The sequence below is a fragment of the Sphingomonas sp. GM_Shp_1 genome (assembly GCF_026540895.1).
Classification (GTDB): Bacteria; Pseudomonadota; Alphaproteobacteria; order Sphingomonadales; family Sphingomonadaceae; genus Sphingomonas.
The window spans coordinates 1-26,898 of sequence record NZ_JALNUR010000023.1 but is presented as its reverse complement, the minus strand read 5'-3'; the positions used below and the strand labels follow the sequence as shown (position 1 = coordinate 26,898).

29 protein-coding genes are annotated in these 26,898 nt (G+C 67.8%); 16 read left to right on the top strand and 13 right to left on the bottom strand.

The features are described 5' to 3' along the window. Positions 1-22 precede the first annotated feature (22 nt). The 5 genes from OXQ33_RS12355 (at position 23) to OXQ33_RS12335 (ending at position 3,598) form a co-directional block, all read left to right on the top strand. Positions 23-871, top strand: a complete 849-nt coding sequence (locus OXQ33_RS12355) for a cytochrome c1 (RefSeq protein WP_267434991.1) — start codon at positions 23-25, stop codon at positions 869-871. A gap of 240 nt (positions 872-1,111) precedes the next feature. Then, positions 1,112-1,648, top strand: a complete 537-nt coding sequence (locus tag OXQ33_RS12350) for an adenine phosphoribosyltransferase (protein WP_267434990.1) — start codon at positions 1,112-1,114, stop codon at positions 1,646-1,648. Beyond that, the gene (locus OXQ33_RS12345; RefSeq protein WP_267434989.1) at positions 1,648-2,103 is read left to right on the top strand and encodes a TrmH family RNA methyltransferase; all 456 of its coding nucleotides are present in this window, start codon (positions 1,648-1,650) and stop codon (positions 2,101-2,103) included. Before OXQ33_RS12350 ends, OXQ33_RS12345 begins: the two co-directional genes overlap by 1 nt. Before the next feature lie 35 nt (positions 2,104-2,138). Beyond that, positions 2,139-2,999, top strand: a complete 861-nt coding sequence (gene hemF / locus OXQ33_RS12340) for an oxygen-dependent coproporphyrinogen oxidase (protein ID WP_267434988.1) — start codon at positions 2,139-2,141, stop codon at positions 2,997-2,999. A gap of 5 nt (positions 3,000-3,004) precedes the next feature. Further along, entirely contained in the window at positions 3,005-3,598 is a 594-nt protein-coding gene (locus tag OXQ33_RS12335) for a GNAT family N-acetyltransferase (protein WP_267434987.1), read from the top strand. On the opposite strand, the gene OXQ33_RS12330 is transcribed toward OXQ33_RS12335, so the two are convergent. Together OXQ33_RS12330 and OXQ33_RS12325 are read right to left on the bottom strand one after the other, a co-directional pair. Beyond that, positions 3,582-4,331, bottom strand: coding sequence for a hypothetical protein (locus tag OXQ33_RS12330; protein WP_267434986.1), 750 nt, complete (start codon positions 4,329-4,331; stop codon positions 3,582-3,584). The genes OXQ33_RS12335 and OXQ33_RS12330 overlap by 17 nt on opposite strands. After that, positions 4,331-5,194, bottom strand: coding sequence for a hypothetical protein (locus OXQ33_RS12325; RefSeq protein ID WP_267434985.1), 864 nt, complete (start codon positions 5,192-5,194; stop codon positions 4,331-4,333). Before OXQ33_RS12325 ends, OXQ33_RS12330 begins: the two co-directional genes overlap by 1 nt. A 190-nt stretch (positions 5,195-5,384) precedes the next feature. Here OXQ33_RS12325 and lipB point away from each other — a divergent pair, with 190 nt between their 5' ends. From lipB to OXQ33_RS12305, 4 genes are all read left to right on the top strand, one after another. Beyond that, on the top strand, positions 5,385-6,038 hold the full coding sequence (gene lipB / locus OXQ33_RS12320; RefSeq protein ID WP_267435021.1) for a lipoyl(octanoyl) transferase LipB: 654 nt from the start codon (positions 5,385-5,387) through the stop codon (positions 6,036-6,038). A 90-nt stretch (positions 6,039-6,128) separates the two neighbouring features. Beyond that, the gene (locus OXQ33_RS12315; protein WP_267434984.1) at positions 6,129-6,398 is read left to right on the top strand and encodes a hypothetical protein; all 270 of its coding nucleotides are present in this window, start codon (positions 6,129-6,131) and stop codon (positions 6,396-6,398) included. Between the two features lie 214 nt (positions 6,399-6,612). Then, positions 6,613-7,320 (top strand): hypothetical protein, encoded by a 708-nt coding sequence (locus tag OXQ33_RS12310; RefSeq protein ID WP_267434983.1) that lies wholly within the window; start codon positions 6,613-6,615, stop codon positions 7,318-7,320. A gap of 360 nt (positions 7,321-7,680) precedes the next feature. Further along, positions 7,681-9,543 carry an ABC-F family ATP-binding cassette domain-containing protein gene (locus OXQ33_RS12305; RefSeq protein WP_267434982.1) on the top strand — a complete coding sequence of 621 codons (1,863 nt, stop codon included), beginning with the start codon at positions 7,681-7,683 and terminating at the stop codon, positions 9,541-9,543. Between the two features lie 238 nt (positions 9,544-9,781). Here OXQ33_RS12305 and OXQ33_RS12300 read toward each other — a convergent pair whose 3' ends face one another. Together OXQ33_RS12300 and OXQ33_RS12295 are read right to left on the bottom strand one after the other, a co-directional pair. Next, positions 9,782-10,057, bottom strand: a complete 276-nt coding sequence (locus tag OXQ33_RS12300; protein WP_267434981.1) for a DUF3297 family protein — start codon at positions 10,055-10,057, stop codon at positions 9,782-9,784. 76 nt (positions 10,058-10,133) lie between these two features. Continuing rightward, entirely contained in the window at positions 10,134-10,517 is a 384-nt protein-coding gene (locus OXQ33_RS12295; protein WP_267434980.1) for a hypothetical protein, read from the bottom strand. A 139-nt stretch (positions 10,518-10,656) separates the two neighbouring features. Here OXQ33_RS12295 and OXQ33_RS12290 point away from each other — a divergent pair, with 139 nt between their 5' ends. Then, positions 10,657-11,058, top strand: a complete 402-nt coding sequence (locus OXQ33_RS12290; RefSeq protein ID WP_267434979.1) for an EVE domain-containing protein — start codon at positions 10,657-10,659, stop codon at positions 11,056-11,058. A gap of 140 nt (positions 11,059-11,198) precedes the next feature. Here the strand turns inward: OXQ33_RS12290 and OXQ33_RS12285 are convergent, their stop codons facing one another. The 4 genes from OXQ33_RS12285 to OXQ33_RS12270 are packed head-to-tail and all read right to left on the bottom strand — an operon-like array spanning position 11,199 to position 14,938. Beyond that, the gene (locus tag OXQ33_RS12285; RefSeq protein WP_267434978.1) at positions 11,199-12,017 is read right to left on the bottom strand and encodes a shikimate 5-dehydrogenase; all 819 of its coding nucleotides are present in this window, start codon (positions 12,015-12,017) and stop codon (positions 11,199-11,201) included. Positions 12,018-12,066: 49 nt separating this feature from the next. Then, on the bottom strand, positions 12,067-13,137 hold the full coding sequence (locus tag OXQ33_RS12280; RefSeq protein ID WP_267434977.1) for a sialidase family protein: 1,071 nt from the start codon (positions 13,135-13,137) through the stop codon (positions 12,067-12,069). A 42-nt stretch (positions 13,138-13,179) separates the two neighbouring features. Further along, entirely contained in the window at positions 13,180-14,223 is a 1,044-nt protein-coding gene (locus OXQ33_RS12275) for a nitronate monooxygenase (RefSeq protein ID WP_267434976.1), read from the bottom strand. A gap of 4 nt (positions 14,224-14,227) precedes the next feature. Continuing rightward, complete coding sequence (locus tag OXQ33_RS12270; protein ID WP_267434975.1) at positions 14,228-14,938, bottom strand: cytochrome c family protein; 711 nt, start codon at positions 14,936-14,938, stop codon at positions 14,228-14,230. Positions 14,939-15,066: 128 nt separating this feature from the next. Between OXQ33_RS12270 and OXQ33_RS12265 the strand changes: the two genes are divergently transcribed. Beyond that, positions 15,067-15,957, top strand: coding sequence for a prephenate dehydratase (locus tag OXQ33_RS12265; protein ID WP_267434974.1), 891 nt, complete (start codon positions 15,067-15,069; stop codon positions 15,955-15,957). Positions 15,958-16,086: 129 nt separating this feature from the next. Here OXQ33_RS12265 and nudC read toward each other — a convergent pair whose 3' ends face one another. From nudC to mutY, 3 genes are read right to left on the bottom strand one after another with little or no spacing between them, the layout of a single operon-like run. After that, positions 16,087-16,938, bottom strand: a complete 852-nt coding sequence (nudC, locus tag OXQ33_RS12260; RefSeq protein WP_267434973.1) for an NAD(+) diphosphatase — start codon at positions 16,936-16,938, stop codon at positions 16,087-16,089. Next, complete coding sequence (locus OXQ33_RS12255; RefSeq protein ID WP_267435020.1) at positions 16,935-18,254, bottom strand: serine hydrolase domain-containing protein; 1,320 nt, start codon at positions 18,252-18,254, stop codon at positions 16,935-16,937. The genes nudC and OXQ33_RS12255 overlap by 4 nt, the downstream gene beginning before the upstream one ends. An 8-nt stretch (positions 18,255-18,262) precedes the next feature. Beyond that, complete coding sequence (mutY, locus tag OXQ33_RS12250; RefSeq protein ID WP_267435019.1) at positions 18,263-19,282, bottom strand: A/G-specific adenine glycosylase; 1,020 nt, start codon at positions 19,280-19,282, stop codon at positions 18,263-18,265. Positions 19,283-19,338: 56 nt separating this feature from the next. Between mutY and OXQ33_RS12245 the strand changes: the two genes are divergently transcribed. From OXQ33_RS12245 to OXQ33_RS12235, 3 genes are read left to right on the top strand one after another with little or no spacing between them, the layout of a single operon-like run. Continuing rightward, positions 19,339-19,854 carry a DciA family protein gene (locus OXQ33_RS12245; protein WP_156361024.1) on the top strand — a complete coding sequence of 172 codons (516 nt, stop codon included), beginning with the start codon at positions 19,339-19,341 and terminating at the stop codon, positions 19,852-19,854. After that, positions 19,854-20,549, top strand: coding sequence for a thioredoxin domain-containing protein (locus OXQ33_RS12240; protein WP_267435018.1), 696 nt, complete (start codon positions 19,854-19,856; stop codon positions 20,547-20,549). The genes OXQ33_RS12245 and OXQ33_RS12240 overlap by 1 nt, the downstream gene beginning before the upstream one ends. A gap of 29 nt (positions 20,550-20,578) precedes the next feature. Next, complete coding sequence (locus tag OXQ33_RS12235) at positions 20,579-21,319, top strand: thioredoxin domain-containing protein (protein ID WP_267434972.1); 741 nt, start codon at positions 20,579-20,581, stop codon at positions 21,317-21,319. A gap of 570 nt (positions 21,320-21,889) precedes the next feature. Here OXQ33_RS12235 and groL read toward each other — a convergent pair. Together groL and groES are read right to left on the bottom strand one after the other, a co-directional pair. Then, complete coding sequence (groL, locus tag OXQ33_RS12230) at positions 21,890-23,530, bottom strand: chaperonin GroEL (protein ID WP_267434971.1); 1,641 nt, start codon at positions 23,528-23,530, stop codon at positions 21,890-21,892. Between the two features lie 98 nt (positions 23,531-23,628). After that, positions 23,629-23,916 carry a co-chaperone GroES gene (gene groES, locus OXQ33_RS12225; protein WP_267435017.1) on the bottom strand — a complete coding sequence of 96 codons (288 nt, stop codon included), beginning with the start codon at positions 23,914-23,916 and terminating at the stop codon, positions 23,629-23,631. A gap of 225 nt (positions 23,917-24,141) precedes the next feature. On the opposite strand from groES, the gene sppA reads away from it, so the two are divergent. Then, positions 24,142-26,103: a signal peptide peptidase SppA gene (gene sppA / locus OXQ33_RS12220; protein WP_267434970.1), complete on the top strand. Its 1,962-nt coding sequence runs from the start codon at positions 24,142-24,144 to the stop codon at positions 26,101-26,103. A 176-nt stretch (positions 26,104-26,279) separates the two neighbouring features. Beyond that, on the top strand, positions 26,280-26,870 hold the full coding sequence (locus OXQ33_RS12215) for a GNAT family N-acetyltransferase (RefSeq protein WP_267434969.1): 591 nt from the start codon (positions 26,280-26,282) through the stop codon (positions 26,868-26,870). Positions 26,871-26,898 lie beyond the last annotated feature (28 nt).

Genomic DNA, 26,898 nt, shown 5'->3' with positions numbered 1-26,898 from the left:
AACCGAAAGAGGATAGCTGAACATGGTTCGTGGCATCGCATTCCTGGTCGGCGCGGCCTTCACCCTGGTTCTCGCCATCGCGCTGTGGGGCAGCGTGTCGGGGCTCGTCTCCGACCCGCCCGCTCCATCCGCCGAGGAGGAATTCCACCTTCACCCCAAGCCCGCGCATCTGGCGTCGGACGGCATTTTCGGCCGTTTCGACCGTCGCCAGCTCCAACGCGGTTTCCAAGTCTATAAGGAGGTCTGCGCGGCCTGCCACTCGCTGCGGCTGGTGGCGTTCCGCGACCTGAAGGACCTGGGCTATAACGAGGCCGAGGTGAAGGCGATCGCCAACCAGTGGGTGATCGAACAGCCGAGCATCAACCCGGAGACGGGCGAGGCGACGACGCGCAAGAACGTGCCCGCCGACCGCTTCCCCTCGCCCTTCGCCAACGAGGTGGCGGCGCGCGCGGCGAACAACAATGCGCTGCCGCCCGACCTGTCGCTGATGACCAAGGCGCGGCATGACGGCACCAATTACGTCTATTCGCTGATCGGCCCCGACGCCTATCGCAACCAGCCTGCCGAGCTGCTGCGCAAGTTCCCGGACATCAAGACGCCGACGGGCCTGCACTACAATCCCTATTTCGCGAACCTCAACATCGCGATGCCGCCGCCGCTGACCTCGGACGGCCAGGTGCAATATACCGACGGTACGCTGGCGACCCGCGACCAGATGGCCAAGGACGTCGCCGCCTTCCTGACCTGGACCGCCGAGCCCCGGCTGGAATCGCGCCACGCCGCCGGGATCGGGGCGGTGATCTTCATCCTGATCTTCTGCTTCCTGGCCTGGGGCGCGTATCAGAATGTCTGGCGCGACGTGAAGCATTGAGACCGGGGTTGCCCGTGTGAGAGACTTAGGGGCGGTTTCCGAGAGGAGGCCGCCCTTTTTATTGGGAGTACCGCCCCCCCCTCCCGACCTCCGTTCAGCCTGAGCGAAGTCGAAGGCCAAGGGAATCGCTTTGCCAAGCGGGAAGGTCCACGCGTGGGCTTCGACTACGCTCAGCCTGAACGGAGTAAGGGATGCGCCCCCCCCTTTACCCCCGCGCCCCACCGGCCCATGAGACCCAGCATGACCGCCAATGACGACCTGAAAGCCCTGATCCGCACCATCCCGGATTTCCCCAAGCCCGGCATCCAGTTCCGCGACATCACCACTTTACTGCTCGATCCGAAGGGCTTCGCGACCGCCATCGAGCGGATGGCCGCCGCGACGCGAGGGGAAGTCGACCTGATCGCCGGGATCGAAGCGCGCGGTTTCCTGTTCGCCGCCGCGCTCGCGGTGCCGCTGAACGCGGGCGTGCTGCTGATCCGCAAGGACGGCAAGCTGCCCGGCGCGACCATCGCCGAGGATTATGCGCTCGAGTACGGCCAGGACCGGATCGTGATGCACGAGGACGCGCTGGTCCCCGGTGCCCGTGTCCTGCTGGTCGACGATCTGATCGCCACCGGCGGCACCGCGCGCGCCGCCGTCCGGCTGATCCGCAAGGCGGGCGGCGTGGTCGAACAGGCGCAGTTCCTGGTCGACCTGCCCGATCTGGGCGGTGCGGAGGCGTTGCGGGCCGAGGGGCTAGCGGTCGATTCGCTGCTCGCCTTTCCCGACCAGTAATGCGGCTCGCGCTTCATGAGCCCGACATTGCCGGCAATGTCGGCACGCTGATCCGCACCGCCACCTGTTTCGGCGTCGCGGTGGACCTGATCGAGCCGATGGGCTTCCCCTATTCGGATCGGGCGCTCGCCCGCTCGGCGATGGACTATGCGGCGATGGCCGAGGTGGTGCGCCACGCCGATTGGGAGGCTTTCCGGGCCGCGACGCCGGGGCGGATCGTGCTGGCGACGACATTGGGGGCGGTGCCGCTGCCCGAGATGGCGTTCCGGCCCGACGACGTGATCCTGCTCGGCTCGGAAGGGGCGGGCGTGCCGCGTGCGGTGCACGACGCCGCCGACATTCGGGTCCGCGTGCCGATGCGGGAGGGCGTCCGTTCGCTTAACGTCGCGATCACCGGCGGGATTTTGATGGCGGAGGCGCGCCGCCAGACCGGTTGGGCGCATATGGCGGGTTGACCCCCCGCCCCGGCCATGCCCAGAACGCCCCGGTGATGACCAGCCGCACCCCCGATATCGCGCTCGATGCCGAGCAGGACGCCGCCCGCCGGTGGTTCGAATCCCTGCGCGACCGGATTTGCGCCGAGTTCGAGGCGATCGAGCGCGAAGCCGGATCGGACGCCGCCTTCGCCTATACCGCTTGGGACCGTACCGACCCCAGCGGCGAGCCCGGCGGCGGCGGGGTGCGCGGCGTGATGAAGGGGCGGGTCTTCGAAAAGGTCGGGGTCAATGTCTCGACCGTCGGCGGTACCTTCGAGGGGCCGTTCGCCAAGACCATTCACGGCGCGGGCGACGATCCCCGCTTCGTCGCGACGGGGATCAGCCTGGTCGCGCATATGGCGAACCCGCATGTGCCCGCCGTGCATATGAACACCCGCTTCCTGACCACCACCAAGCGCTGGTTCGGCGGCGGCGCGGACCTGAACCCGCCGCTGCCCATCGAAGAGGACACCGCCGATTTCCACGCCCGGTTGAAGGCGGCGTGCGACGCGCATGACCCGGATCATTATCCCCGGTTCAAGGCCTGGGCCGACGACTATTTCTACATCCCGCATCGCCAGGTGCATCGCGGTGTCGGCGGCATCTTCTACGACCATCTGGAGGGCGATTTCGACGGCGATTTCGCCTTCACCCGCGATGTCGGCGAGGCGTTCCTCGACATCTTCCCGCGCATCGTCCGGCGGCGCATGGGTCTGCCCTCGACCGAGGCCGACCGCGCGCGGATGCTGGCGTGGCGCGGGCGCTATGCCGAGTTCAACCTGGTCTATGACCGGGGGACGCTGTTCGGCCTGAAGACCGGCGGCAATATCGACGCGATCCTGATGAGCCTGCCGCCGCTCGCGACCTGGGAATAAGCGCCATGGCATTGATCCCCGTCGATGCGACCGAGGTCGCGACCATCGTCACCACGCTGGAGATGCGCGAGCGGCCCCGCCCGCGTCCCATGCCCCCCGCGTCGCTGAGCCTGGTCGCCTGGGTGCAGCCCGACCCGGCCAAATACCGCACGCTGTTCGCGCGGGTCGGCGCGCCCTGGCTGTGGTTCTCGCGACTGGTGATGTCCGACGACATGCTGACCGCGATCATCCATGATCCCGCCGTGTCGGTCTTCGCGGTGGTCGACCGGGCCGGGATCGAGGTGGGGCTGCTGGAACTCGACCATCGTCAGGCGGGCGAATGCGAGATCGCCTATTTCGGGCTGATCCCCGAACTGGCGGGGCAGGGCCATGGCCGCTGGCTGATGGCACAGGCATTGATGCGCGCCTGGACCGCCAGCGTCGAGCGGGTATGGGTGCATACCTGCACCCTCGATCACCCTTCCGCGCTCAATTTCTATCGGCGTCAGGGTTTCACCGCGATCGGCCGCGCGATCGAGACCTTTGTCGACCCGCGCGCGCTCGGCCTGCTGCCCGAGGACGCCGCGCCGCAAATCCCCCGGATCAGGCCGGTCGATTGACCAGCCGGCGATAGGCGGCCACCGCGATCAGCGCCTGGGCCAGACCCGCCGCCATCGCGACCGCCGCCGCCGCGGCGTGGAGCAGCGCCAGCGCCACCGGATTGCCCGGCCCATCCCCCTTGGACAGGTCGATCAGCATCAGGATCGGCTGGGTCGCGACGATCCCGCCCAGATAGGTGCAGGCGGACAGCGCCGCCATCGGCAACCCCGCCCCGCGCGTCAGCTTGACCGAGCGGGCCAGCGCCGCCACCGCCGCCATCCGCCGCTCGGCCAGCAGGACGGGCCCGACGAGCAACAGCCGCCCCGCCACATAGAGGCCCGGCAGGATGTAGAGCAGCATCCCCGCCCCGACCGGCAGGGCGACCAGCACCATCGCCAGCACATAGCGGGGCGCGATCCCCAGCGCCCGGCCCAGCGCCTCCCCCACGGTCAGCCGCCCCTCGCCGAGCACCAGCGCGAGCAGCGCGGCGGTGCCGATCAGCCCGACGGCATAGCTGGCGAGATACCAGCCGCCATATTGGCCCGCCCATTGGCCGACCGAATCGATCCAGGCGGTGGCCTGCGCGGTCGCCTCCCCCACGCCTTCATCGGGCAGAGGCGGTGCGGGGACCAGCAGCCCCAGCGCCAGCGCGGGCCAGAACAGGAAAGGCCCCGCCAGCCGGATCAGCAGCGAACGATCCCGGAGGAATAGGCCCCAGGCATCCCGCAGGGTCGCGACGATGTTCAATGTCATTACAGTTGCGGCGATCCGTTCTGGCCATCCTGGCGAAGCGCCTGCTCCCCCGCCGTCGCGACATAGAGGCGCGCGATGAAGACATAGGCCAGCGTCATGAACGCCGCGCTGACCACCGCGCTCGCCAAGGTCGTCAACGCCAGCACGAGCCAGAGCATGTCGGGGCCCAGGATCAGCCGGAACACCGCGCCCGTCACGCCCTGTACCGCGAAGACCGACACCGACAGGACGATCAGGAACAGCAGCGTCATGCCGATCAGCCGCCAGGTCATGCCCCGCGTCAACGCGATCGAACGACGAAACGCCCCCAGCCCGCGCCGCTCGTTGAGGACCACGGCATAGGTCAGCATCAACCGCGCGACCAGCCATAGCGCCAGCGGCAGCGCCACAAGAAAATAGATGGTCGCGAAGATCGCCGCCGCGCCCGGCATCGGCGGCATGCGCGAGGGGTCGCCATTGACCGCCATCGCCGCCGCGAAATCGAAACCGAACACCACCATGCCGATGATGAAGACCAGGACCAGCAACGCGACAACGAAACCGATCGCCAGCGCCAGGCCCATTACCGGAAAGAAACGGCGGAACCCGGCACGCGACGCCTCTGCCGACGTGGTGGCGGGATGCGTCGCCAGCGCCATGATCCCCAGTTGCGCCCATACCCCCAGCACCAGCGACACGATGGTCACGACCAGCCCCGGGCCGGAGACATTGCCGGCGGACGACGCGCCGCCCTGGGGCAGGACCAGAAGCTGCAACAGGCTGGGCAGCACGAAGCCGATCGCGGCGAAGGGTATCAGCATGGCGGCCCTGCCCGCCAGCACCTGCTGCGTGCTGTCCCACACCGATCCGATCCTGACGGTCATCGTTCCTCCCTTGAGCCGGCCATGGTCGCCCCCTGATCGTCCGGGCAATCGCCCCGACCTAGCCCCCCGACCTAGCCCATCGCGACGTGCAACGCCATCGTGACCGCAACGGGCTCTCCCCGCTTGCCCACCGCTTGCATCAGGGCGATGGCGGGCGCAGATAGCCGTGATCGTGACCCATTTTCCCGACATGCCCGATATCGAATGGCGGGTCAGCCCCGGCCTGACCCCCTATGACCAGTCGCTCGCCGAGATGGAGGCGCGCGCGACCGCCGTGGCGCAGGGCCAGGCGCGCGAGCTGGTCTGGCTGCTCGAACACCCGCCCGTCTATACGGCGGGGACCAGCGCCGACCCGGTCGAGCTGGTCGATCCGCGCTTTCCGGTGTTCCAGACCGGGCGCGGCGGCAAATATACCTATCACGGCCCCGGCCAGCGCACCGGCTATCTGATCCTCGACCTCAACCGGCGCGGCCGCGATGTGCGGCAATTCGTCCATGGTCTGGAGGACTGGCTGATCGCCGCGCTCGCCCGACTGGGGGTCAACGCCTTCAGCGTCGACGAGCGGGTCGGCATCTGGACGCGCGACGGAGGCACGGAGGCGAAGATCGGCGCGATCGGCGTCCGGGTGCGTCGCTGGGTCACGCTTCACGGCTTCGCGATCAACATCGCGCCCGACCTGTCCCATTTCGGTGGAATCGTTCCCTGCGGCTTGCCGGAGTTCCCCGTGACCAGTCTTTTTGCGTTAAACGGCGTCAAGTCGTTGGAAACCTTTGACGAGGCGCTAGCGTTCACTCTTCCGGCGTTCCTCCAGTCCCTGGGGCAGGTCCGACAAAACGAGGCTTGAGGCCTGGGCGGTATCCGATTAATGTCCACCCCGATTTGGGTAATAGGGCCAGCAAGCCGTTCCAAATCCTTAATATCAAGGGAGCTTCCAATGCGTGCAATCATCTCCAAGGTCCTGACGGGCTCGATCATCGCCGGCGCGGCGCTCGCGGTTTCGGCTTGCGGCTCGAACACCGAGAACACCACCGACGCGAACATGACCACCGAAATGAACGCTTCGGAAGGCATGGACACCGCCACCGACAACATGACCGCCGTCGACGGCGCCATGAACGGCGGCATGATGGCCAACGACACCATGTCGAACGACATGATGATGGCCAACGACACGATGATGACCAACGCGACCAACGCGATGTAATCATCGTCGGGGTCATTCCCGACGTGGGAGGGGCCGTCCGGGCGACCGGGCGGCCCCTTTTCCTTGGCGCGTCGCGCGATTTTCGCTGCCCTTCCGTAACGACACCGTCCACCGCACGGGGTTGCCGAACCCGTGATTTCCATTTGGGGAAAAGCCGGAAAAGCGTTATGTTTCGGGACGCTCGAAGGCCCTACGGGGGAAGGATCGAAATCAGATGAAGGTGGTGCGTACCGCGCTGGTCGCCGGCGTGGCGTTTTGGGGGATGGGTGCCGCGGCACCCGCATCGGCGCAATTTTTCCTGCAGCCCTATAATTTCGAAGGCAAACCGGTTCGGGGTGACGAACCCGGTATCGGACAGCCGCTTCCGGGCGCGACCCCGGCGGAATTGCGGGCGGGACTGTTGTGGAACATGCGCGCGGCGCTGAACGTCGCCGCCCTGCAATGCCAGTTCGAGCCGATGCTTTCGACCGTCTCCAACTACAACGCGATCCTGAAGGATCACGATGTGGAATTGAAGGGCGCGTTCGACACGCTGGGCGCCTATTTCAAGCGGACCAGCAAGACGCCGCGCGAAGGCCAGATGGCGCTCGATCAATATGGCACGCGCACCTATTCCAGCTTCGCGGCGGTCGCGGCCCAACTCAATTTCTGCCAGACGGCGGGATCGATCGCGCATGCGGCGGTCTTCACCCCGCGCGGCCATCTGGGCGAACTGGCGGTCGATCGGATGCGCGAACTGCGCAACAGCCTGACCCCTTATGGCGAGCAGCGTTTCCCGCGTTACATCGGCCGCGAGCATTTCGCCGCGACCATGCCGCGCCTCGATGCGCTGTGCTGGAACAAGAAGGCCGAATGGGTGGTCAAGAAGTGCGGGGCACAGAACTGGCCGCCTGCGGGCCGCACCAACTTGGCGGCGCGCTAAGGCACGATCCTCCCCAAGCTGCGCTTGGGGAGGGGAACAGCCGCGGAGTGGTGGTGGAGGGGCAGGAACGCTCGCGAGGAGCAGGGGCCCCAGCAGCCGTGATACCCCTCCGTCAGGTCTGACGGCCTGCCACCTCCCCTTGCAGGGGTGGAATGGGGAATGTCGATCGGTGCCAGGAAGCGATCCTCCCCGGCACGGGGAGGTGGCAGCGCGCAAGCGCTGACGGAGGGGGGCATCCTCACAGGACATCCCTTGCGGAACGCTCCCTCCACCGCCGCTTCACGGCGGTCCCCCTCCCCGTACCGGGGAGGATAAAAGGGCCCCCTCCCCTTTTGCGCCGGGATTTGCTACGCGCGCCTCATGCTCAATCTGAATGGCATCACCGTGCGCCTGGGCGGCCGCACGATCCTCGACGGCGCATCGGCCGCACTCCCCCCCGGCAGCCGGGTCGGCCTGATCGGTCGCAACGGCGCGGGCAAGTCGACACTCGTCCGCGTGATCGCAGGCCAGTTGGAGGCCGATGACGGCGCCTGCGAAATGCCCAAGGGCGCGCGCCTGGGCTATATCGCACAGGAAGCCCCCGACGGCACCGCGACCCCGTTCGAAACGGTGCTGGCCGCCGATGTGGAACGCGCCGAACTGATGGAGCGGAGCGAGACGGAGAGCGACCCGGAAAAGCTGGGCGACATCTACGAACGGCTGATCGCGATCGACGCCTATACCGCGCCCGCGCGCGCCTCCAGCATCCTGCAAGGCCTGGGCTTCGACGAGGCGATGCAGGGCCGCCCGCTGTCCAGCTATTCGGGCGGGTGGAAGATGCGCGTGGCGCTGGCCGCGTTGCTCTTCTCCGCGCCCGACGTGCTGCTGCTCGACGAACCGTCGAACCACCTCGACCTCGAAGCGGTGATGTGGCTGGAAGATTTCCTCAAATCCTATCGCGCGACGATCCTGCTGGTCAGCCATGAGCGCGACTTCCTGAACAATGTCGTCGACCATATCCTGCACCTCCAGAACGGCAAGGTGACGCTCTATCCCGGCGGTTACGACTCGTTCGAGCGCCAGCGCGCCGAGCGGATGGCGCAGCTCGCCGCCGCCAAGGCCAACCAGGAGGCGCAGCGCGCCAAGTTGCAGGACTATATCGCCCGCAACTCCGCCCGCGCCTCGACCGCCAAACAGGCACAGAGCCGCGCCAAGATGCTGTCCAAGATGCAGCCCATCGCCGAAATGGCGAACGACCCGTCGCTGTCCTTCGACTTCCCCGATCCCGACCAGCTGCGCCCGCCGCTGATCACGCTGGACCTCGCCAGCGTCGGCTATTCGGAAACGCCGATCCTGAAGCGGCTGAACCTGCGCATCGACCCGGACGACCGGATCGCGTTGCTGGGCCGCAACGGCAACGGCAAGACCACCCTCGCCCGCCTGCTCGCCGCGCAACTGACGCCGATGGAAGGCGAGATGAACGCGTCCGGCAAGATGCGCGTCGGCTATTTCACCCAGTATCAGGTGGAGGAACTCGACACCGACGACACGCCGCTGGAGCATATGACCCGCATCATGCGCGGCGCGACCCCGGCGGCGGTGCGGGCACAGCTCGGGCGCTTCGGCTTTTCGGGCGACAAGGCGACGACCAAGGTCGGCAAGCTGTCGGGCGGCGAACGCGCCCGGCTGGCGCTGGCGCTGATCACCCGCGACGCGCCGCACATGCTGATCCTCGACGAGCCGACCAACCACCTGGACGTCGACGCGCGCGAGGCGCTGGTCCAGGCGCTCAACATGTACAAGGGCACGGTCGTGCTGGTCAGCCATGACCGTCACATGCTGGAGATGACGGCGGACCGGCTGGTGCTGGTCGACAATGGCACGGCGAAGGAATTCGACGGGTCGCTGGACGATTATATCGCCTTCGTCTTGAAGGGCGATGCGGGCCAGGGCGACGCCGCCTCCAAGGCCGACCGCGCGGCGAGCAAAAAGGCTTCGGCCGAGCAGCGCGAGCGCTTCAACGCGATGAAGAAGACGCTGCGTGGCATCGAGGACGAGATGGCCAAGCTGACCCGCGAACGCGACGCGCTGGACAAGGCCATGAACGATCCGGCGGCGGCCGAACCGCGCCATGCCAAACTGTCGATGGGCGAACTGAACAAGCGCCGCGCCGAGGCGGTCGAGAAGCTGGCCGAGGCAGAGGCGCGCTGGATGGAAGCGGGCGAGGCGATGGAGGCGGCCTGATCCGCACCCTACGTTCGCACTGAGCGAAGTCGAAGTGCGGCGGGGGATTGCCGTGGCCTTCGACTTCGCTCAGGCTGAACGGACGTTGAGGATACCGCCCTCCCCAAAACCTACTTGTTCCCCGGCGGAGGCCGGGGTCCAGTTTCTACGACGCCGGTGGCGCGCCAACCGGCGCGTGGGAGGCCATCGCCCGCACACAGCAACTGGACCCCGGCCTTCGCCGGGGTACGCCAAGTAATTAGGCCTCGGCTTCGTCCGAACCCTCGGCGTCATCGGCCGGATTCTCGATCCACGCCTCGACCTCGCCGTTCAGCTTCAGGGTCAGCGGGCGGCCATGGCGGTCGACCTTCTTGCCCAGCGCGACGCGAATCCAGCCTTCGGAAATGCAATATTCCTCGACGTCGCGGCGCTCCGCACCCTTGAAGCGGATGCCGACCCCACGCGAGAGGAGGTCCTGGTCGAAATAGGGGCTGTCCGGGTTGGTGGACAGGCGATCGGGAACGGTATCGGTCATGTCCCGGCCTTAACGCCGACTCGATGCCGCTGCCAAGAAAAAGCGGCGCCGGGTGATCCCGACGCCGCCATGGGATTTAGTTGCAGACCCGGACCTGCACGTTGCGGCCCCAATAAGGGTCCCAGCGCCAATCGGTCCAGCAGCGCGGCGCGTAGCTGCGATACTCATACTGATACACCGGCGGCGGGGGCGGCGGTGCGTAATAGGGGTCGTAGCCGCGATTATAATAATAGCCGCGATCGACATAGCGCGGCTGGTTGCTGCTCGCGATGGCAGCGCCCACGCCCAGGCCGACGATGCCGCCCAGCAACGCACCCGCCACCGCGTCGCCGCCGCGATCACGGTGATAATAGCCGCCCCAGCCGCGACCCCAACGCTGCGCCTCGGCCGGGGCCGCAGCGGTCAGCGCGGTCGCGGCCAGCGCGACGCCCATCCCCAGCTTCTTCAACATTCCGTTCATCTCGAACCTCCGATACTCAAACGCCCGGTCCGCTGATGGCAAAACGCGCACGCTGCGTCCGTGTTGCCTTTCCTAGTCGCTTCGGGCTGAATGGCGTTGGAATGCAGCGTTTAGTCAGGGTTCAGGAGAAGGCGGCGACATGGCCCATTGGCTGCTGAAATCGGAGGCCGACAGCTATGGCTGGGACGATCTGGTCCGCGACGGCACGACCGAATGGGACGGCGTGCGCAACGCCGCCGCCGCCAAGCATCTCCGCGCGATGGCGGTCGGCGACTCGGCCCTCTTCTATCACAGCGGAAAGGAGAAAGCGGCGGTCGGCATCGCGACCATCACCCGCGCGGCACGGGCCGATGGTGAGGACGGCCGCTGGGTTTCGGTCCAAGTCGCGCCCGACCGCCCCCTCCCCCGTCCCGTCACGCTGGCGGCGATGAAGGCGGACACGCGCCTCGCCGACCTGCCGATGCTCCGCCAGTCGCGGCTGTCGGTGTCGCCGGTGGGCGAGGCGGAGTGGGCGGTGCTGATGGCGATGGCCCAAAATTAATCCTCCCCTGCAAGGGGAGGGGGACCAGCGAAGCTGGTGGAGGGGTGTAACCGCCAGCGATGGGTCCGATCATCAGCGGTGACACCCCTCCGTCAGGCCTGCGGCCTGCCACCTCCCCTTTCAGGGGAGGAATGTCCCGATCACCCCATATTTCGGGCGTACTCCGCTGCCTCTTGGACCTGCTCCGGCGTGGGCCGCACGCCGGTATAGAGCACGAACTGCTCCAGCGCCTGGATGGTCGCGACCTCGGTGCCGGTGATGACCCGCTTGCCCATGTCCCGCGCGACGCCCAGGAACCGGGTCTCGGGCGGATATTGCACCACGTCGAAGGCGATCTCCGCCTCGGCGATCATCGCCTCGGGAAAGGCCAGCTGGTCCTCATTGCCGCCGGTCATGCCGATCGGGGTGACGTTGATCAGCAGCGGCGCGCCCTCGCCCAATTCGCTCGCCCAGGCAAAGCCATAGAGATCGGCGAGCCCGCGTCCCACCGCTTCGTTGCGTGCGACGATGGTGCCCTGGCCGAAACCCGAGTCGCGAAGCGCCGCCGCCACGGCCTTGGCCATGCCACCCGACCCGCGCAGCACGAAGGGCGTCGCGCGGTCGATATCGGCGATCAGTTCGACCACGGCGGCATAGTCGGTGTTGTAGCCGGTCAGCCGCCCGTCATCGTTGACGATCGTGTTGACGCTGTCGATCGCCGCCGCCGACCCGGCGAGGCCGTCGAGCATCGGGATCACCGCTTCCTTGAACGGCATCGAGATCGCGCAGCCCCGGATATTCAGCGCCCGGATTCCGCCCACCGCCGCCGCCAGATCGGTGGTGCTGAACGACTTGTAGACATAGTCGAGCCCGGTCAGCTCGTAGAGGCGGTTGTGGAAGCGCGATCCGAAATTGCCGGGCCGCGCCGACAGCGACATGCACAGCCGCGTATCGCGACCGATGGGAGGTTTGGTGGTCATTCCCGCTGTTTAGCCCAGCATCGTGGCGAGTGCATCCCTTGCCGCAAGGTCACCGCAACAACCTGGGATCGATCACCAAATGCCGGATATGCTGCCGGTTCCAAGTATAGGTCACATGCACCAGCCCATCGCGCGTCTGGATCACCGCCGGATAGGCATAGCCGTCGGGCATCGGCTTGGCCTCCAGCGTCAGGACGCTGCGCCAATGCACCCCATCGTCCGACAACCCGATATTGAGCGGCCAGCGCGGGCCGTCGCCGGGCGTATTCGGGGCATGGGCGCTGTGGTTGTAGACGATCAGTTGCCGCCCATCGGCCAATGTCACCGCATCGGTGCCCGCATTGGGATTGGGCAGGTCGATCGCCGCGATCGGGGACCAGGTGACGCCATTGTCCCGCGACCAGCTTTGCGCCAGCGCCCCCTGCCGCGTCCGCGCGACCAGTTCCAGCTTGCCGTCCTTGTGAAACAGGATGCTGGGCTGGATCGCCTCGATATGCATGGGCGAGGCGATGCGTGGGCCGACCGTCCAGTGCCCTCCCTGATCGGTGCTCCGCTCGATTCGCAGCGACCAGATATTGGCCTCCGCCGTTCCCTCTTCGCGGCTGGAGGGGGACAGCCAACTTCCATCGGCGGCGATCACCGGCTTGTTCTTGATCGGACCCAGTGCGCCATCCGGCAACGGCTCGGGCGCTGTCCAGGTCCGACCGCCGTCGCCGGAGCGGATGACCATGCCCCACCATTCGCGCGGATTGGGCCCGACCTTGTAATAGAGGTGCAGCGGTCCGCCCGGCGGCTGGAACAGCACCGGGTTCCAGGTCGGATAACGCGTGTCGCCCTGCGGCGACACGCCGTCCGCGACCGGCACCGGCGCGCTCCATCCCCCCGGCCCCCGCCGCGCGAACCAGATGCGGACATCGGGGCGGCTCTCCCCCGATCCGGCGAACCAGGCGGCGGCCAGCGTCCCGTCGAGCAGTTGCACCAGGGTCGAGGCATGAGCCTGGGGATAAGGGGCCTGCGCATCGACGAACTCGGACAACAGGATCGGCGATCGGCTCGCCGCCGTCGCCATCGGGGTCGCGACGACCAGCATGGGGGCCATCCAGGCCGCAAGCATCTTCATCCCGTCATTCTCCACCGGAGCCATTTGGCGCGCGGATAGACGCTATCGCCGCATCTCGCCAGCGATCGTCCGGACCAGTTCGCCCGCAGGCATGGCACGGGCGAGCGGCGCGCCCTGCCCTGCCCATTGCGCGCCATAGCCATGCTCGCCCCGCGCCTTGGCGGCGGCGTTCAGCGCCTTTCCCGCATCATAGGCGATAGGATAGGCGGGCGGCACGGCGGACAGCCGCTCCCCCAGCGCGGTGAAGCGATTGGGCAGGCAGCGCGCGGGCCGCCCCGAAATCGCACGGGTCATGACGGTGTGCGCCGCCCCCTCCCCCATCAGCGCCGAGCGATAGGCCGCATCCGCCGCGCTTTCGGGACAGGCGATGAAGGCCGTACCCAGTTGCGCCGCCACCGCGCCCAGCGCCAAGGCCGCCGACACGCCTGCGCCGTCCATGATCCCGCCCGCCGCGACGACGGGCCGCTCGGCGCACTTCGCCAGCATACGAGTCAGCGCCAGTGTCCCCAGCCGGTCGTCGCGCGCATCGGGATCGAAGACGCCGCGATGGCCGCCGGCTTCATAGCCCTGCGCGACCAGGGCATCGATCCCGGCCCGCTCCGCCGCCCGCGCCTCGTCCAGCGAGGTGACGCTCGCCAGCAACAGGCATCCCGCCCGTTTCAGCGCGGCGATTCGCTCGGGGCCGGGCAGGCCGAAGTGAAAGCTGACCACCGCCGGGCGCGCCCGGATCAGCAGCGCCAGCATCGCGTCGTCATCGACGAAGCTCGCATAGATGGTGCGCAGTCCCTGGGGTGGTTCGGCCCCCTGTTCGGCAAAGGCGGGGCGCAGCGCCTCGCACCACGCCGCCTCGCGCGCCGGATCATGGGCGGGCGGGGCATGGACGAAGAGATTGACGTTGAACGGCCGCTCGGTCCGGGCGCGGGTCTCGGCGATCATCGCGGCGGCCTGCTCCACGCCGCTCGCCCCCAGCGCGATCGCGCCCATCCCGCCCGCCTCGTTCACCGCCGCCGCCATGGCGGGGGTCGATACCCCCGCCATCGGCGCCTGCAAAACGGGTATGCGCGCGATCAGGTCGGTCAGCGACACGGGATCAGCGGGGCGCCTTGGCCCCCTCGATCGCGGCCTGCGGATCGACCGAGGGCGCGCCCTTGGCCGGCGTGCCGGTATTGGCGATCGATCCGGTATCGCCGCGCACATCCTCCTCGACCTTGTTGACCGCCGCGTCGGCGCCATTGGCCGGGGCGTCGCCCGCCGCCGCCGGTTCCTTGGCCGCCGGGGCGGCGGGCAGCGGCAGGTTCGATCCCTGCTGGTTGAGGTACAGGATCACGTTCGCGCGGTCCTGAGGATTGGAGAGACCGGCGAAGGTCATCTTGGTGCCGGGCGCGAACTTGCGCGGGGATGTCAGCCAGGCGTTCATCTTGTCCCAGTCCCAATTGCCGCCGACCGCCTTCAGCGCGTCGGAAAAGGCGAACCCCGCCTTCCCCTGCGCGATCGCCTCGCCCATGGTGGCATAGAGATTGGGGCCGATGCCGTTCGCGCCGCCCTGGTTGATGGTGTGGCAGGCGGCGCATTTCTTGAACACTTCCGCGCCCTTGGCTGCATCGGCGGTGGGCAGGAGCGACGCGATCGGCACCTCCGCCGCGGCCCCGCCGCCGCCCTCGGCCTCGACACCCTCGATCGCATAGCCCATTTTTTCCGGCCGTTCGTCGTGGAACATCATGCCGCCGACGATCGAAAGGCCCAGTGCCGCGCCTGCCGCGCCCAGCACCCATCCCGCGATCGTATTGGTCTTTAGGTCCATCGCTTTTCGCTGCCCCGCCAATATCTCTCCTGAACGCGGACCTTAGGTGCCGCTTTCGCGGACGGCAAGTTTTGTGTCTCGGCTTCCCCGCTTGATCGCGTGTCGCGCCGCGATTAGGCCGCTGACCCATGGAAAATTATGCCGCCCCCGCCCGCCCGATCGTCGAGGCGATGACGAACGCCGCGCTGGCCGAGCCGCACCGCGCCGTCGCCTTTCAGGGCGCGCCGGGCGCGAACAGCCATGTCGCGGCGATGGAGGCCTATCCCGACGGCCTGCCGCTGCCCTGTTTCGACTTCGCCGACGCGCTGGACGCGGTGAAGAGCGGCAAGGCCGACCGGGCGATCATCCCGATCGAGAATTCGCTGCACGGGCGGGTCGCGGACATCCACTTCCTGCTGCCCGAATCCGGGCTGGCGATCGTGGGCGAGCATTTCCTGTCGATCCGCCACGCGCTGATGGCGACGGGCACGCGCGAGGAACTGGCGGAGGCGATGAGCCATCCGCAGGCGCTGGGTCAATGCCGCCACTGGCTGCGCGCCCACGGTATCCGCCCCATCGCCTATGCCGACACGGCGGGCGCGGCGGCGCGCGTGGCGGAGATGGGCGATCCCAGCGTCGCCGCCCTCGCCCCCCCGCGCGCCGCCGAGCTGTACGGGCTGAACCTGCTGGCCGAGGACGTATCGGACGGCGATCGCAACATGACCCGCTTCGTCGCGCTGGCACGGGGCAGCCAGCCGCCGGTCGACGACGGACCGTGGATGACCAGCCTGATCTTCGAGGTGAAGAACATCCCCGCTGCGCTCTACAAGGCGATGGGCGGTTTCGCCACGAACGGCGTCAACATGACCAAGCTGGAAAGCTATCAGCGCTCAGGGAGCTTCGCGGCGACCGAATTCTATTGCGACGTGGTCGGCAAGCCGGGCGAACCCGCTTTCGACCGGGCGATCGAGGAACTGGGCTTCCACAGCAAATGGGTGCGGATGCTGGGCACCTACGCCCAGGCGCGCGAGCGGGGGTAACGGGGTGCCCCATTCCTCCCCTGCAAGGGGAGGTGGCAGGCCGCAGGCCTGACGGAGGGGTGTCACGGTTAGCGGGGACACCCCTCCACCACCGCTTCGCGGCGGTCCCCCCCCCTTGCAGGGGAGGAGTTATCTCGCCCACGTCTCCAGCAGCGTATGCGCGATGGCATAGGCCGGCGGCACGCCGAAGCGCGACGTATCCCCCGCCAGCGCCGCGCGCACCTCGTCCCGCGATACCCAGATCGCGTCCTCCAGCTCGGTCGTGTCGATGGTCAGCCGATCGTCCACCGCCTCCGCCACGCACGCGATCATCAGCGACGACGGGAACGGCCAGGGCTGGCTGGCGATGTAGCGGACATTCTCGACCCGCACTCCCGCTTCCTCGAACAGCTCGCGCGCGACCGCTTCCTCGATCGATTCGCCGGGCTCCAGAAACCCCGCCAGCGCGGAATAGCGCCCCGGCGGAAAGGCGGGCTGGCGACCGAGCAGCGCACGGCCCCCATGCTCGGCGATCATGATCACCACCGGATCGACGCGCGGGAAATGCTCGGTCCCGCAAGCGGGGCATTGGCGCCCCCAGCCCGCGCGGAACGGCACCGTCTCCGCCCCGCACCGCGCGCAGAAGCGATGGCGCGCATGCCAGTCCACCACCGAACGCGCCGCCGCATAGGTCGCCGCCTCCCCCGCCGCCAGCGCATGGAGCGCGGCGATCATCTCGAACGAGCGGCCCACCGCCGGTTGGCCGGTCAGCTTGGCGAAATGGGGCGTGCCCTCCTCGATGCCGAGCAGGACATGGTCCTCGGGCACGGCATCGGGGGCGATATGGGCCCAGACCAGCCGCCCCTCCGCCATTTCCGGCTGATAGTCGCGCAAGACCAGCAACCGCGCCGCCGGATCGACCAGGGCCGCAGCGAACCCTTCAGGATCGTGGCGCAACGGATCGGCGCGGTCCAATCGGCCGCCGGTAAAGCCGATCGTCACGGACGCGACTGCCCCAGATCCTGATAGAGCGCCGCCGCCAGATCGCGGCGGAGCGGATATTTGTCGGCGGGGAAATAATTGACCATCACCGTGCCGCGCAGATGCCGGGTCGGATCGACATAGGCGACCGTGCCCGCCGCCCCGCCCCAGCCATAGGTTCCCTTGCCCGGCCCGCCCGGCGTGTCGGCCAGCGTTACCGACCCGCCCGCGCCATAGCCGGTCGGCACCGCCCCCGCGCTGCCCCCGGTCGATCCCGACACGCCGCCATAGGTCACCCCCTGGGGCAGCAGGTTGGACATGGCGAGGCCGACCGTCTCGGCCTTCAGCACCCGCACGCCGTCCAGCTCGCCGCCATTTTGCAGCATCTGAAGGAACCGGTCATAGTCGCGCGCCGACATGACCAGCCCCGCGCCGCCATAGGGAAAGCTCGGCGCCTGGAGGAACACCGATCTCGCCGCCGGATCGACCGGGACCAGATTGTCGCCGAGGAAGGTGTAATTGCTGACCAGCCGGTTCGCCGCCGACGCGGGCACCTGCCAATAGCTGGAATTCATCTTGAGCGGGGTGAAGAGCCGCGTCTGCACGAACCGCTCGAACGGCATTCCCGACACCTTCTCGACCACCGCCGCCATCACGTCGAGGCCGATCGAATAGCTCCACTTCGTTCCCGGCTCGGCGATCAGCGGCAGGGTGGCGACGCGCTCGGCGAATTGCTGGAGGTTGGCGGGGCGGGTCGGGCGGACCTGCGCCTCCACCTGCGCATTGGCGGCGAAGGGCACGATCCCCAGCCGCTCATATTCCTTGAGCAGCGGCCCCTTGGTCACGATGCTGTATCCCAGCCCCGCCGTATGGGTCAGCAGGTTGCGGATCGTGATCGGCCGGGTCGCCGGGCGGCTGTCGAGCGAGGCGTCGGGGGCGGTCAGCACCCGCATCTGCTTATAGGCGGGATAGATGTCGGACAGCGGCTGATCGAGTTTCAGCTTGCCCTCCTCGATCAGCATCATCGCCGCCATGGCGGTGATCGGCTTGGTCATCGAATAGACGCGCCACAGGCTGTCGGGCGTGACGGCGGGGGCGTTGGGCTCGACACCCGTGCGACCGGCGGACACGAACATCGCCGGCTTGCCCGGAAGCCCGATCGCGGCGACGATGCCGGGCATCTTCCCCGACCGGACATAGCTGTCGAACAGCGCCTGGGTCGCGGGCAGCGGGGCGGCGGTTCGCGCCTGGGGTCGGGCTTGCGCGGCGACCTGCGCCGGGGCGGTGGCACTCAACAGGGTCAGCATCACCCCGCCCGTCATCATCACACGGCGCATCATCGGCTTCAGGCCCCTTTCAAACGATCGGCTGCCCGCGCGAACAATGTGGGCAGGCCGGCGGTTCCCAATTCGGCGATCGGCCACCATTCGCCCGCCACCGAATCATCCGGTTCGCCCTTGCTCTTCGCGAGCGCCAATTCCAGCTCGAAATGGGTGAAGCCATGGACGACCGTCTCGTTTAGCATTGTCCAGGGCCCCCTGCCCGGCGCATCGGCCAGACCGGGTCGGTCGTCCTCCCAAGGCCCGGTGGGCAGCGCGCGCATCCCGCCCAGCATCCCCTTGTCCGGGCGACGGACCAGCCAGACCCGGCCGTCCCGCTCGATCCAGAAGACGGTGCCGTGGCGATAGGGGCGCTTCTTCTTCGGGGCCTTGGCGGGTAGCGTCTCGGCGATCCCCTGCGCCCGCGCATCGCAATCGGTGGCGAGCGGGCAGAGCAGGCATTGCGGTTTCTTCACCGTGCAGATGGAAGACCCCAGGTCCATCATGGCTTGCGCGAAATCCCCGGCTCGCGCGTCCGGCGTGATCCGGTCGGTCGCCTCGCGAATCGCGGGGCGTGCGGCGGGCAATGGCGTCGTGATGGCGAAGAGTCGCGCAACGACCCGCTCGACATTGGCGTCGACCACCACCGCGCGCTCGCCGAACGCGATCGCCGCCACCGCCGCCGCCGTATAGGCCCCCAGTCCCGGCAGGTCGCGAAGCGCCGCCTCGGTCGCGGGAAAGCGCCCGTTATGCTCGGCGACCACCGCGCGCGCCGCCTTCACGAGATTGCGCGCACGGGCATAGTAGCCCAGCCCCGCCCAGGCGGCCATGATGTCCTCGTCTGACGCCGCCGCCAGGCTCGCCACATCGGGCCAGCGCGCCACCCAGGCGGTGAAACGGGGCGTGACCGCCGCCACCGTCGTCTGTTGCAGCATCACCTCGGACAGCCAGACCCGGTACGGATCGGGCGTCTGCCCCGGACGGCTGCGCCAGGGCAGGTCGCGGGCGTGCCGGTCATACCAGGCGAGCAGCCGGGCGGCGGGCATATCGGGCGATGATGAATGCTTGGCGTCCACCCGCCCGCTATGGCATGGAGCCCGATATGAGCAAGCGCGTCCGCGCCCCCCAGGAGCCGCCCCCCCGTTCCAACCGCCCCCGTGCGGTGTCCGAACTGCTGCCCGCCATCGGCGGCGCGGCCTTTCGCCGCTTCGGCTTCGTGCAGAGCGCGATCGTCAGCCGCTGGCCCGACATCGTCGGCCCCCGCCTGTCGACCGCCAGCGCGCCCGAATCGATCCGCTTTCCCCAGGGCGAGAAGCAGAATGGCGTGCTGACGCTGGTCGTGCGCGGCGCGCATGCACCGATGATGCAGCATATCGCGCCCGAGATCATCGAGCGGGTGAACCGCTTCTTCGGCTATCCGGCAGTCGCGCGGCTCCAGATCCGGCAGGGCGAGCTGCCCATGGCCGCCCCGCGCCGCGCCGCGCCGCCCAAGCCCCAGCCCGTGCCGCCCGAAATGGGCGACGGGTTGCGCCAGATCGCCGACCCGGAGCTGCGCGCGGTCCTCGAATCGCTTGCCGCGGGCGTCGCTGCGACGCGCGGCCTTCCCAAGGTGTCGTGATGCGTCTTTTCCTGTCGCTGGCCGCGCTCGGCCTTTCGCTCTCCGCCGCCGCCAGCGCCGACGCCGCCCAGGCGCGAGCCAAGGTCGACTGGACGACCCATATCACCCAGACGCCTGCGGGCGCCTATGTCATCGGCAACCCCGATGCGCGGGTGAAGCTGGTGGAATATGTCAGCTATACCTGCCCACATTGCGCCGCCTTCGTGAACAGCGCGACGCCGGTGCTCAAGGGGCAGTTCGTCCGCTCGGGCTCGACCAGCATCGAGGTGCGCCATTATCTGCTCAACCGGGTCGACCTCGCTGCGTCGCTCATCGCGCGGTGCGGCGGCGCGGGCAAGTTCGTCGGGCTGACCGAGACGCTGTTCGCGCAGCAGAAGAGCTGGGGCCAGCGCGCCATGGAGTTCGATCAGGCCAATGGCCAGCGCATCGGCACCTATCCGCTTGCGGCGCAGATGCGCGCGATCGCCGATGGCGCCGGGCTGACCGCGATCGGCAAGGCGGCGGGGCTCGGCGATGCGCAGATCACGGCCTGCCTGTCGGACCGCGCCGCCACCGACCGGATCGTCGCGATGACCAGTTCCGCCCCCGAAAGCATCGAAGGGACGCCGGGCTTCTTCATCAACGGCAAACAGGCGATGGGCGTCTTCACCTGGGATTGGCTGATGCCGCTGTTGCGCGCCGCCGGTTCGCGCTAATTCCCTTTTTTTCCTCGGAGCATATGTCGATGAAGTCTCGCCTTCTCCTCCTCGCCCTTCCGCTCGCCCTTGCGGCCTGTGGCGGCGGCAATGGCGACGCCAACAGCACCGCCCCCGCCGCTTCGCCGCTGCCCGCGATCGCCGCCCCTACGGGCCAGGACTGGACCCAGGTCGTCAGCAAGACCGACGAAGGCTATGTGATGGGCAACCCCAATGCGCCCATCAAGCTGGTCGAATATGGCTCGCGCCTGTGCCCCGCCTGTGGCGCGTTCGCGCGTGAGGGTTACGAGCCGCTGACGAACACCTACGTCAAGTCGGGTAAGGTCAGCTGGGAATTCCGCGAATTTCTGATCCACGGCGCGCCCGACCTGCCCCCGGCGCTGCTCGGCATCTGCGCGGGCGAGGCGACCTTCTTCCCGGTGCTGGAGCAGATGTACCAGTCGCAGCAGGGCTTCAACGACAAGCTCCAGGCGATGCCGCCCGCGATGCAGCAGCAGTTGCAGAACGCCAAGCCGGTCGATGTCATCAAGGCGCTGGCCGATCAGATGGACCTGATCAACTTCGTCAAGCAGCGCGGCATCCCCGAAGCCAAGGCGCGCCAGTGCCTGAGCGACATGACGCAGATCGACCGCCTGACCAAGCAGACCCAGGATCGCGGCGCCGACGGCACGGTGACCGGTACGCCGACCTTCCTCCTGAACGGCAAGCCGCTGAAGGGCGCGATCAGCTGGAGCGATGTCCAGGCGGCGCTGAAGAAAGCGGGCGCGTAAGCAGGGCGTTTCTGGTTACGGGAAAGGCGGTCGGGCGAAGGTCCGGCCGCCTTTTTCTGTTACTGGAGATATTCCCGCGCCATCCGGCATGACCCCGGCGAAGGTCGGGGTCCAATTGCCCGGTCATCAATGCCGCGGGTAGGACCTGGCTGCGCATGAGCGAAGGCCACCCGCACGCACTTTCTCCTTGAGCCCCTCACCTCGCTCACGCTGGGCAAGGTCGAAGTGCATACCCTGCCCCCCGCCCCACGCGATTCCCTTGGCCTTCGACTGCGCTCAGGCTGAACGGAGGATGGGGTGACTGGACAATGCGAAAACCCCCGCAACGCCGCCCCACCTCCCAACACCCGTTCGCACTGAGCGAAGTCGAAGTGCACGCCCCCGGCCCCGCCTCACGAAACCCCCGCGACCTTCGACTGTGCTCCGGCCGAACGGAGGTCGGGGCAAGACAAACAGGGCGGACGCGAAAAGGGCCCGGGGATCGCTCCCCAGGCCCTCTTGCGTCTGGGCTGGCATCCCAGCCGGTCCGGTTCCCGGCGAGGCCTTCGCCCCGCCGGTCCCCGATCCGACTTAGAAGTCCATGCCGCCCATGCCGCCCATGCCGCCGCCGGCGGGCATGGCGGGCTTGTCTTCGGGCAGCTCGGCCACGGTGGCTTCCGTGGTGATGAGCAGGCCCGCGACCGACGCCGCGTTCTGGAGCGCGGTGCGCACGACCTTGGTCGGGTCGATCACGCCGGCGGCGACCAGGTTCTCGTACGTGTCGGTCGACGCGTTGAAGCCGAACGAGGTGTCGTTCTGGTCGAGCAGCTTGCCCGACACGACCGCACCGTCATGACCGGCGTTCTGAGCGATCTGGCGAACCAGCGCGGTCAGCGACTTGCGGACAATGTCGATACCACGGGTCTGGTCGTCGTTGACGCCCTTGAGGCCGTCGAGCGCCTTGGTCGCGTACAGCAGCGCCGTACCGCCGCCGGGGACGATGCCCTCTTCGACGGCCGCGCGGGTCGCGTGCAGCGCGTCGTCGACGCGGTCCTTGCGCTCCTTCACCTCGACCTCGGTCGCACCGCCGACCTTGATCACGGCGACGCCGCCAGCGAGCTTGGCCAGACGCTCCTGGAGCTTCTCGCGGTCGTAATCGCTGGTGGTGTTCTCGATCTGCGCACGGATCGCCTCAGTGCGGCCCTTGATCGCTTCGGCATCACCCGCGCCATCGACGATGGTGGTGTTGTCCTTGTCGATCGTAACGCGCTTGGCGGTGCCCAGCATGCCGACGGTGACGGTTTCGAGCTTGATGCCCAAGTCTTCCGAGATCAGCTCGCCCGCGGTCAGGATGGCGATGTCTTCCAGCATCGCCTTGCGACGATCGCCGAAGCCCGGCGCCTTGACCGCTGCGACCTTCAGGCCGCCGCGCAGCTTGTTGACGACGAGCGTGGCCAGAGCCTCGCCCTCGATGTCCTCGGCGATGATCAGGAGCGGACGGCCCGACTGGACGACGGCTTCCAGGATCGGGAGCATCGCCTGCAGGTTCGACAGCTTCTTCTCGTGGATCAGGATGTACGGGTCGTTCAGTTCGACCGTCATCTTTTCCGGGTTGGTGATGAAGTAGGGCGACAGGTAACCACGGTCGAACTGCATGCCCTCGACGACGTCGAGTTCGAATTCGAGGCCCTTGGCCTCCTCGACGGTGATGACGCCTTCCTTGCCGACCTTTTCCATGGCTTCGGCGATCTTCTCGCCGACTTCACGGTCGCCATTGGCCGAGATGATGCCGACCTGGGCGACTTCGTTCGAGCCCGAGACGGGCTTCGAGCGGGCCTTGATGTCCTCGACCACCTTGGTGACGGCGATGTCGATGCCGCGCTTCAGGTCCATCGGGTTCATGCCGGCCGCGACCGACTTCATGCCCTCGCGGACGATCGCCTGGGCCAAGACGGTCGCGGTGGTGGTGCCGTCACCGGCGATGTCGTTGGTCTTCGACGCCACTTCGCGCACCATCTGCGCACCCATATTCTCGAACTTGTCCTTGAGTTCGATTTCCTTGGCGACGCTGACGCCGTCCTTGGTGATGCGGGGGGCACCGAAGGACTTGTCGATCACGACGTTGCGGCCCTTGGGGCCCAGCGTGACCTTGACGGCATCGGCGAGGATGTCGACGCCCTTCAGAATGCGCTCACGCGCGTCGCGCGAAAACTTGACTTCCTTGGCTGCCATGGTGGCTACCCTTTCTCTGAAATTTCGTCACCCCAGCGAAGGCTGGGGTCTCGTGCGGAAGAAAGATGCCAGCCTGCGCTGGCATGACGGGACTATTCTCAGCCGATGACGCCGAGGATGTCCGATTCCTTCATGATCAGCAGGTCTTCACCGTTCACCTTGACCTCGGTGCCCGACCACTTGCCGAACAGGATGCGGTCGCCCGCCTTCACGTCCAGCGGGGTCAGCTTGCCGTCTTCGGCCTTCGCACCCGAACCGGCGGCGACGACTTCGCCCTCCTGGGGCTTTTCCTTGGCGGTGTCGGGGATGATGATCCCGCCAGCCGTCTTTTCCTCGGCCTCGACGCGACGGACGAGAACGCGGTCGTGCAACGGACGAAAGTTCATTGCCATGTCCCTTTATCTGGCATGTTACACTTTTCTGGCACTCGAGCCATGCGAGTGCCAACACCCCGGATATGTGAACGACGGTTCAGGGCGTCAACGGTCCATCCCAAAAAATTTCGACGGGCCGCCCGAAAGCCGGGAACAAAATCGCAGGCCATCCGCGTCCGTATTGGCCCCATAATACGGGCCATTGCCGAGCCTTCGCGGCTGGGCTAGCCATGCCGGATGACCGACGCTCGCGCAGACGCTCTTCCGCCCGCCTCCCCGCTCGACCAGGATTTCAGTCGCCCGGGGCGCAAGCCCGGCAAGCGCAGTGGCTGGCGGATCGTCAAGGCGGCCTGGCGGCTGCTGGTGGGGATCAAGGATTTCCTGGTGCTCGCGGCGATGCTGCTGTTCTTCGGGCTGATCTTCGCGGCGCTCAACGCGCGGCCGGGGACCAAGGCGATCACCGACGGCGCGCTCCTCCTGAAGCTGGACGGCCCGATCGTCGAACAGCCCGAGACGATCGCGCCGCTCGCGCTGCTGTCGGGCGGCGACACCCCGCGCCAGTATCGCCTGCGCGACGTGGTGCGCGCGATCGACACCGCCAAGGGCGATGGCCGGGTGAAGCTGCTGGTCCTCGACCTCGACGCGTTCGGCGGCGCCTATCCGGCGACCTTGCAGGAAGTCGGCGATGCGATCACCCGCTTCCGCAAGAGCGGCAAGCCGGTGCTGACCTATGCCACCGCCTATACCGACGGCGCCTATCGCCTGGCATCGAACGCCAGCGAGATCTGGGTCAATCCGCTGGGCGGCACGCTGTTCGCGGGGCCGGGCGGCAACCAGCTTTACTATAAGGGGCTGATCGACAAGCTGGGCGTCAACACCCATGTCTATCGCGTCGGCAAGTTCAAATCCTTCGTCGAGCCCTATATCCGCACCGACCAGAGCCCCGATGCGCGGGCCGCGTCGCAGGCCCTGTACGGCACGCTGTTCGCCCAGTGGCGCGAAGCCGTCGCCAAGGCGCGGCCCAAGGCGCAGATCGACACCTTCCTGTCACAGCCCGACCGCGCGGTGCTCGCTACCAACGGCAATATCGCCGAGGCCAATCTGAAGGCCGGGCTGGTCGACAAGCTGGGCGACCGCATGGCCTTTGGCAAACGGGTGGCGGAGATCGCCGGGGTCGAGGCGAACAAGCCCGCGGGCAGCTTCCGCACCATCTCCTATGCGTCCTGGGTGCGCGCCAATCCGCTGCCCACCAGCGGCGACGCGATCGGCGTGCTGACCGTCGCGGGCGATATCGTCGATGGCGAAGCGGGCCCCGGCACCGCCGCCGGAGAGACGGTGTCCAAGGCACTGCTCGACGGGCTGGCCGCCAAGAAGCTGAAGGCACTGGTCGTGCGCGTCGATTCGCCGGGTGGCTCGGTGCTGGCGTCCGAGCAGATCCGCCAGGCGATCCTGGAGGCCAAGCGGCAGAAGCTGCCGGTCGTCGTCTCGATGGGCGGGCTCGCCGCGTCGGGGGGCTATTGGGTCTCGACCCCCGCCGACATGATCTTCGCCGAACCGGGGACGATCACCGGGTCGATCGGCATCTTCGGCATCATCCCGACCTTCGAGAACACGCTCGCCAAGATCGGCGTGACCACCGACGGGGTGAAGACCACGCCGCTGACCGGCCAGCCCGACGTGCTGGGCGGCACCACGCCGATGCTCGACACGATCCTGCAAGCGGGAATCGAGAATGGCTATCGCCAGTTCCTGTCCCGTGTCGCGCAGTCGCGCCACATGACGCCGGAAAAGGTCGACACCATCGCGCAGGGCCGCGTGTGGGACGGCGGCACCGCGCGCCAGATCGGCCTGGTCGACCGCTTCGGCAATCTGTCCGACGCCATCGCCGAGGCCGCGCGCCGCGCCAAGCTGGACCCCGCCAAGGTCCATGCCGAATATCTGGAGAAGAAGCCGGGCTTCGCGTCCTTCCTGGCCGAAGGTTTCGAGAGCGACGATGACGGCCAGCAGGGCGGCGACGTCTTCGCCATCGCCGCCGCCGAGCGTCGTGCGGTGGTCGCGCGCGCGCTGGGCGACGTCACCCGGCTGGTGCGCGGCGGATCGGTGCAGGCGCGCTGCCTGGAATGCGGTGGGCTGGGTCCGATGGCGAAGGCCGGCGACCAGCGGCTGCTCGACATGGTGATCGCGAAGCTGGGGCTGTAACGCCCCCCACCCCCGTTCAGCCTGAGCGAAGTCGAAGGCCATGCCCCGCCCGATCGGCAAGCGTTATCCCATGCACTTCGACTTCGTTCAGTGCGAACGGAGGTTGGGATTGGCACTTCCCGAACCGCCGCGCTTCACGCTAGGCAGGTCCATCACTTCCGGAGTCCTCGCCCAGCATGATCGCCATCCGCGCCGCCCGCCCCGATGACGCCGCCGCCATCGCCGCCATCTATGCCCCGCATGTTCTGGCCGGCGTCGTGTCGTTCGAGACCCAGGCCCCGGATGCCGACACGATGCGCGCGCGGATGGAGGGGGCGGACGGCCTTTATCCCTGGATCGTCGCGACGCTGGCGGACGAGCAGGGGAATGAGGAAGGCGTGATCGGCTATGCCTATGCCGCCCGGTTCCGCGAGCGCGAAGCCTATCGCTGGGTGGTGGAGACGACCATCTATGTCGCCGATGTGTCGCAGCGTTCGGGCATCGGACGACTGCTGTACGAGGCGCTGGTCGACACGCTGACCGCGCAAGGCTTCACCCAGGCGATGGGCGTGATCGCGCTGCCCAATGACGGCTCGATCAAGCTGCACGAAGCGGTCGGCTTCCGCCGCGCGGGCGTCTTCCGCGAAGTCGGGCACAAGCATGGCCGCTGGATCGATGTCGGGTACTGGCAGCGCGAACTCGCCGAGCCCGCCCCCCATCCCGCCGAACCCAAGCGCTTCGCCGATGTCGGCGTAGTCCGCGACCCGGTGTCGGCGAAACATCGCTAGAGCGGGATGACATGGAGTCGACCCGAGC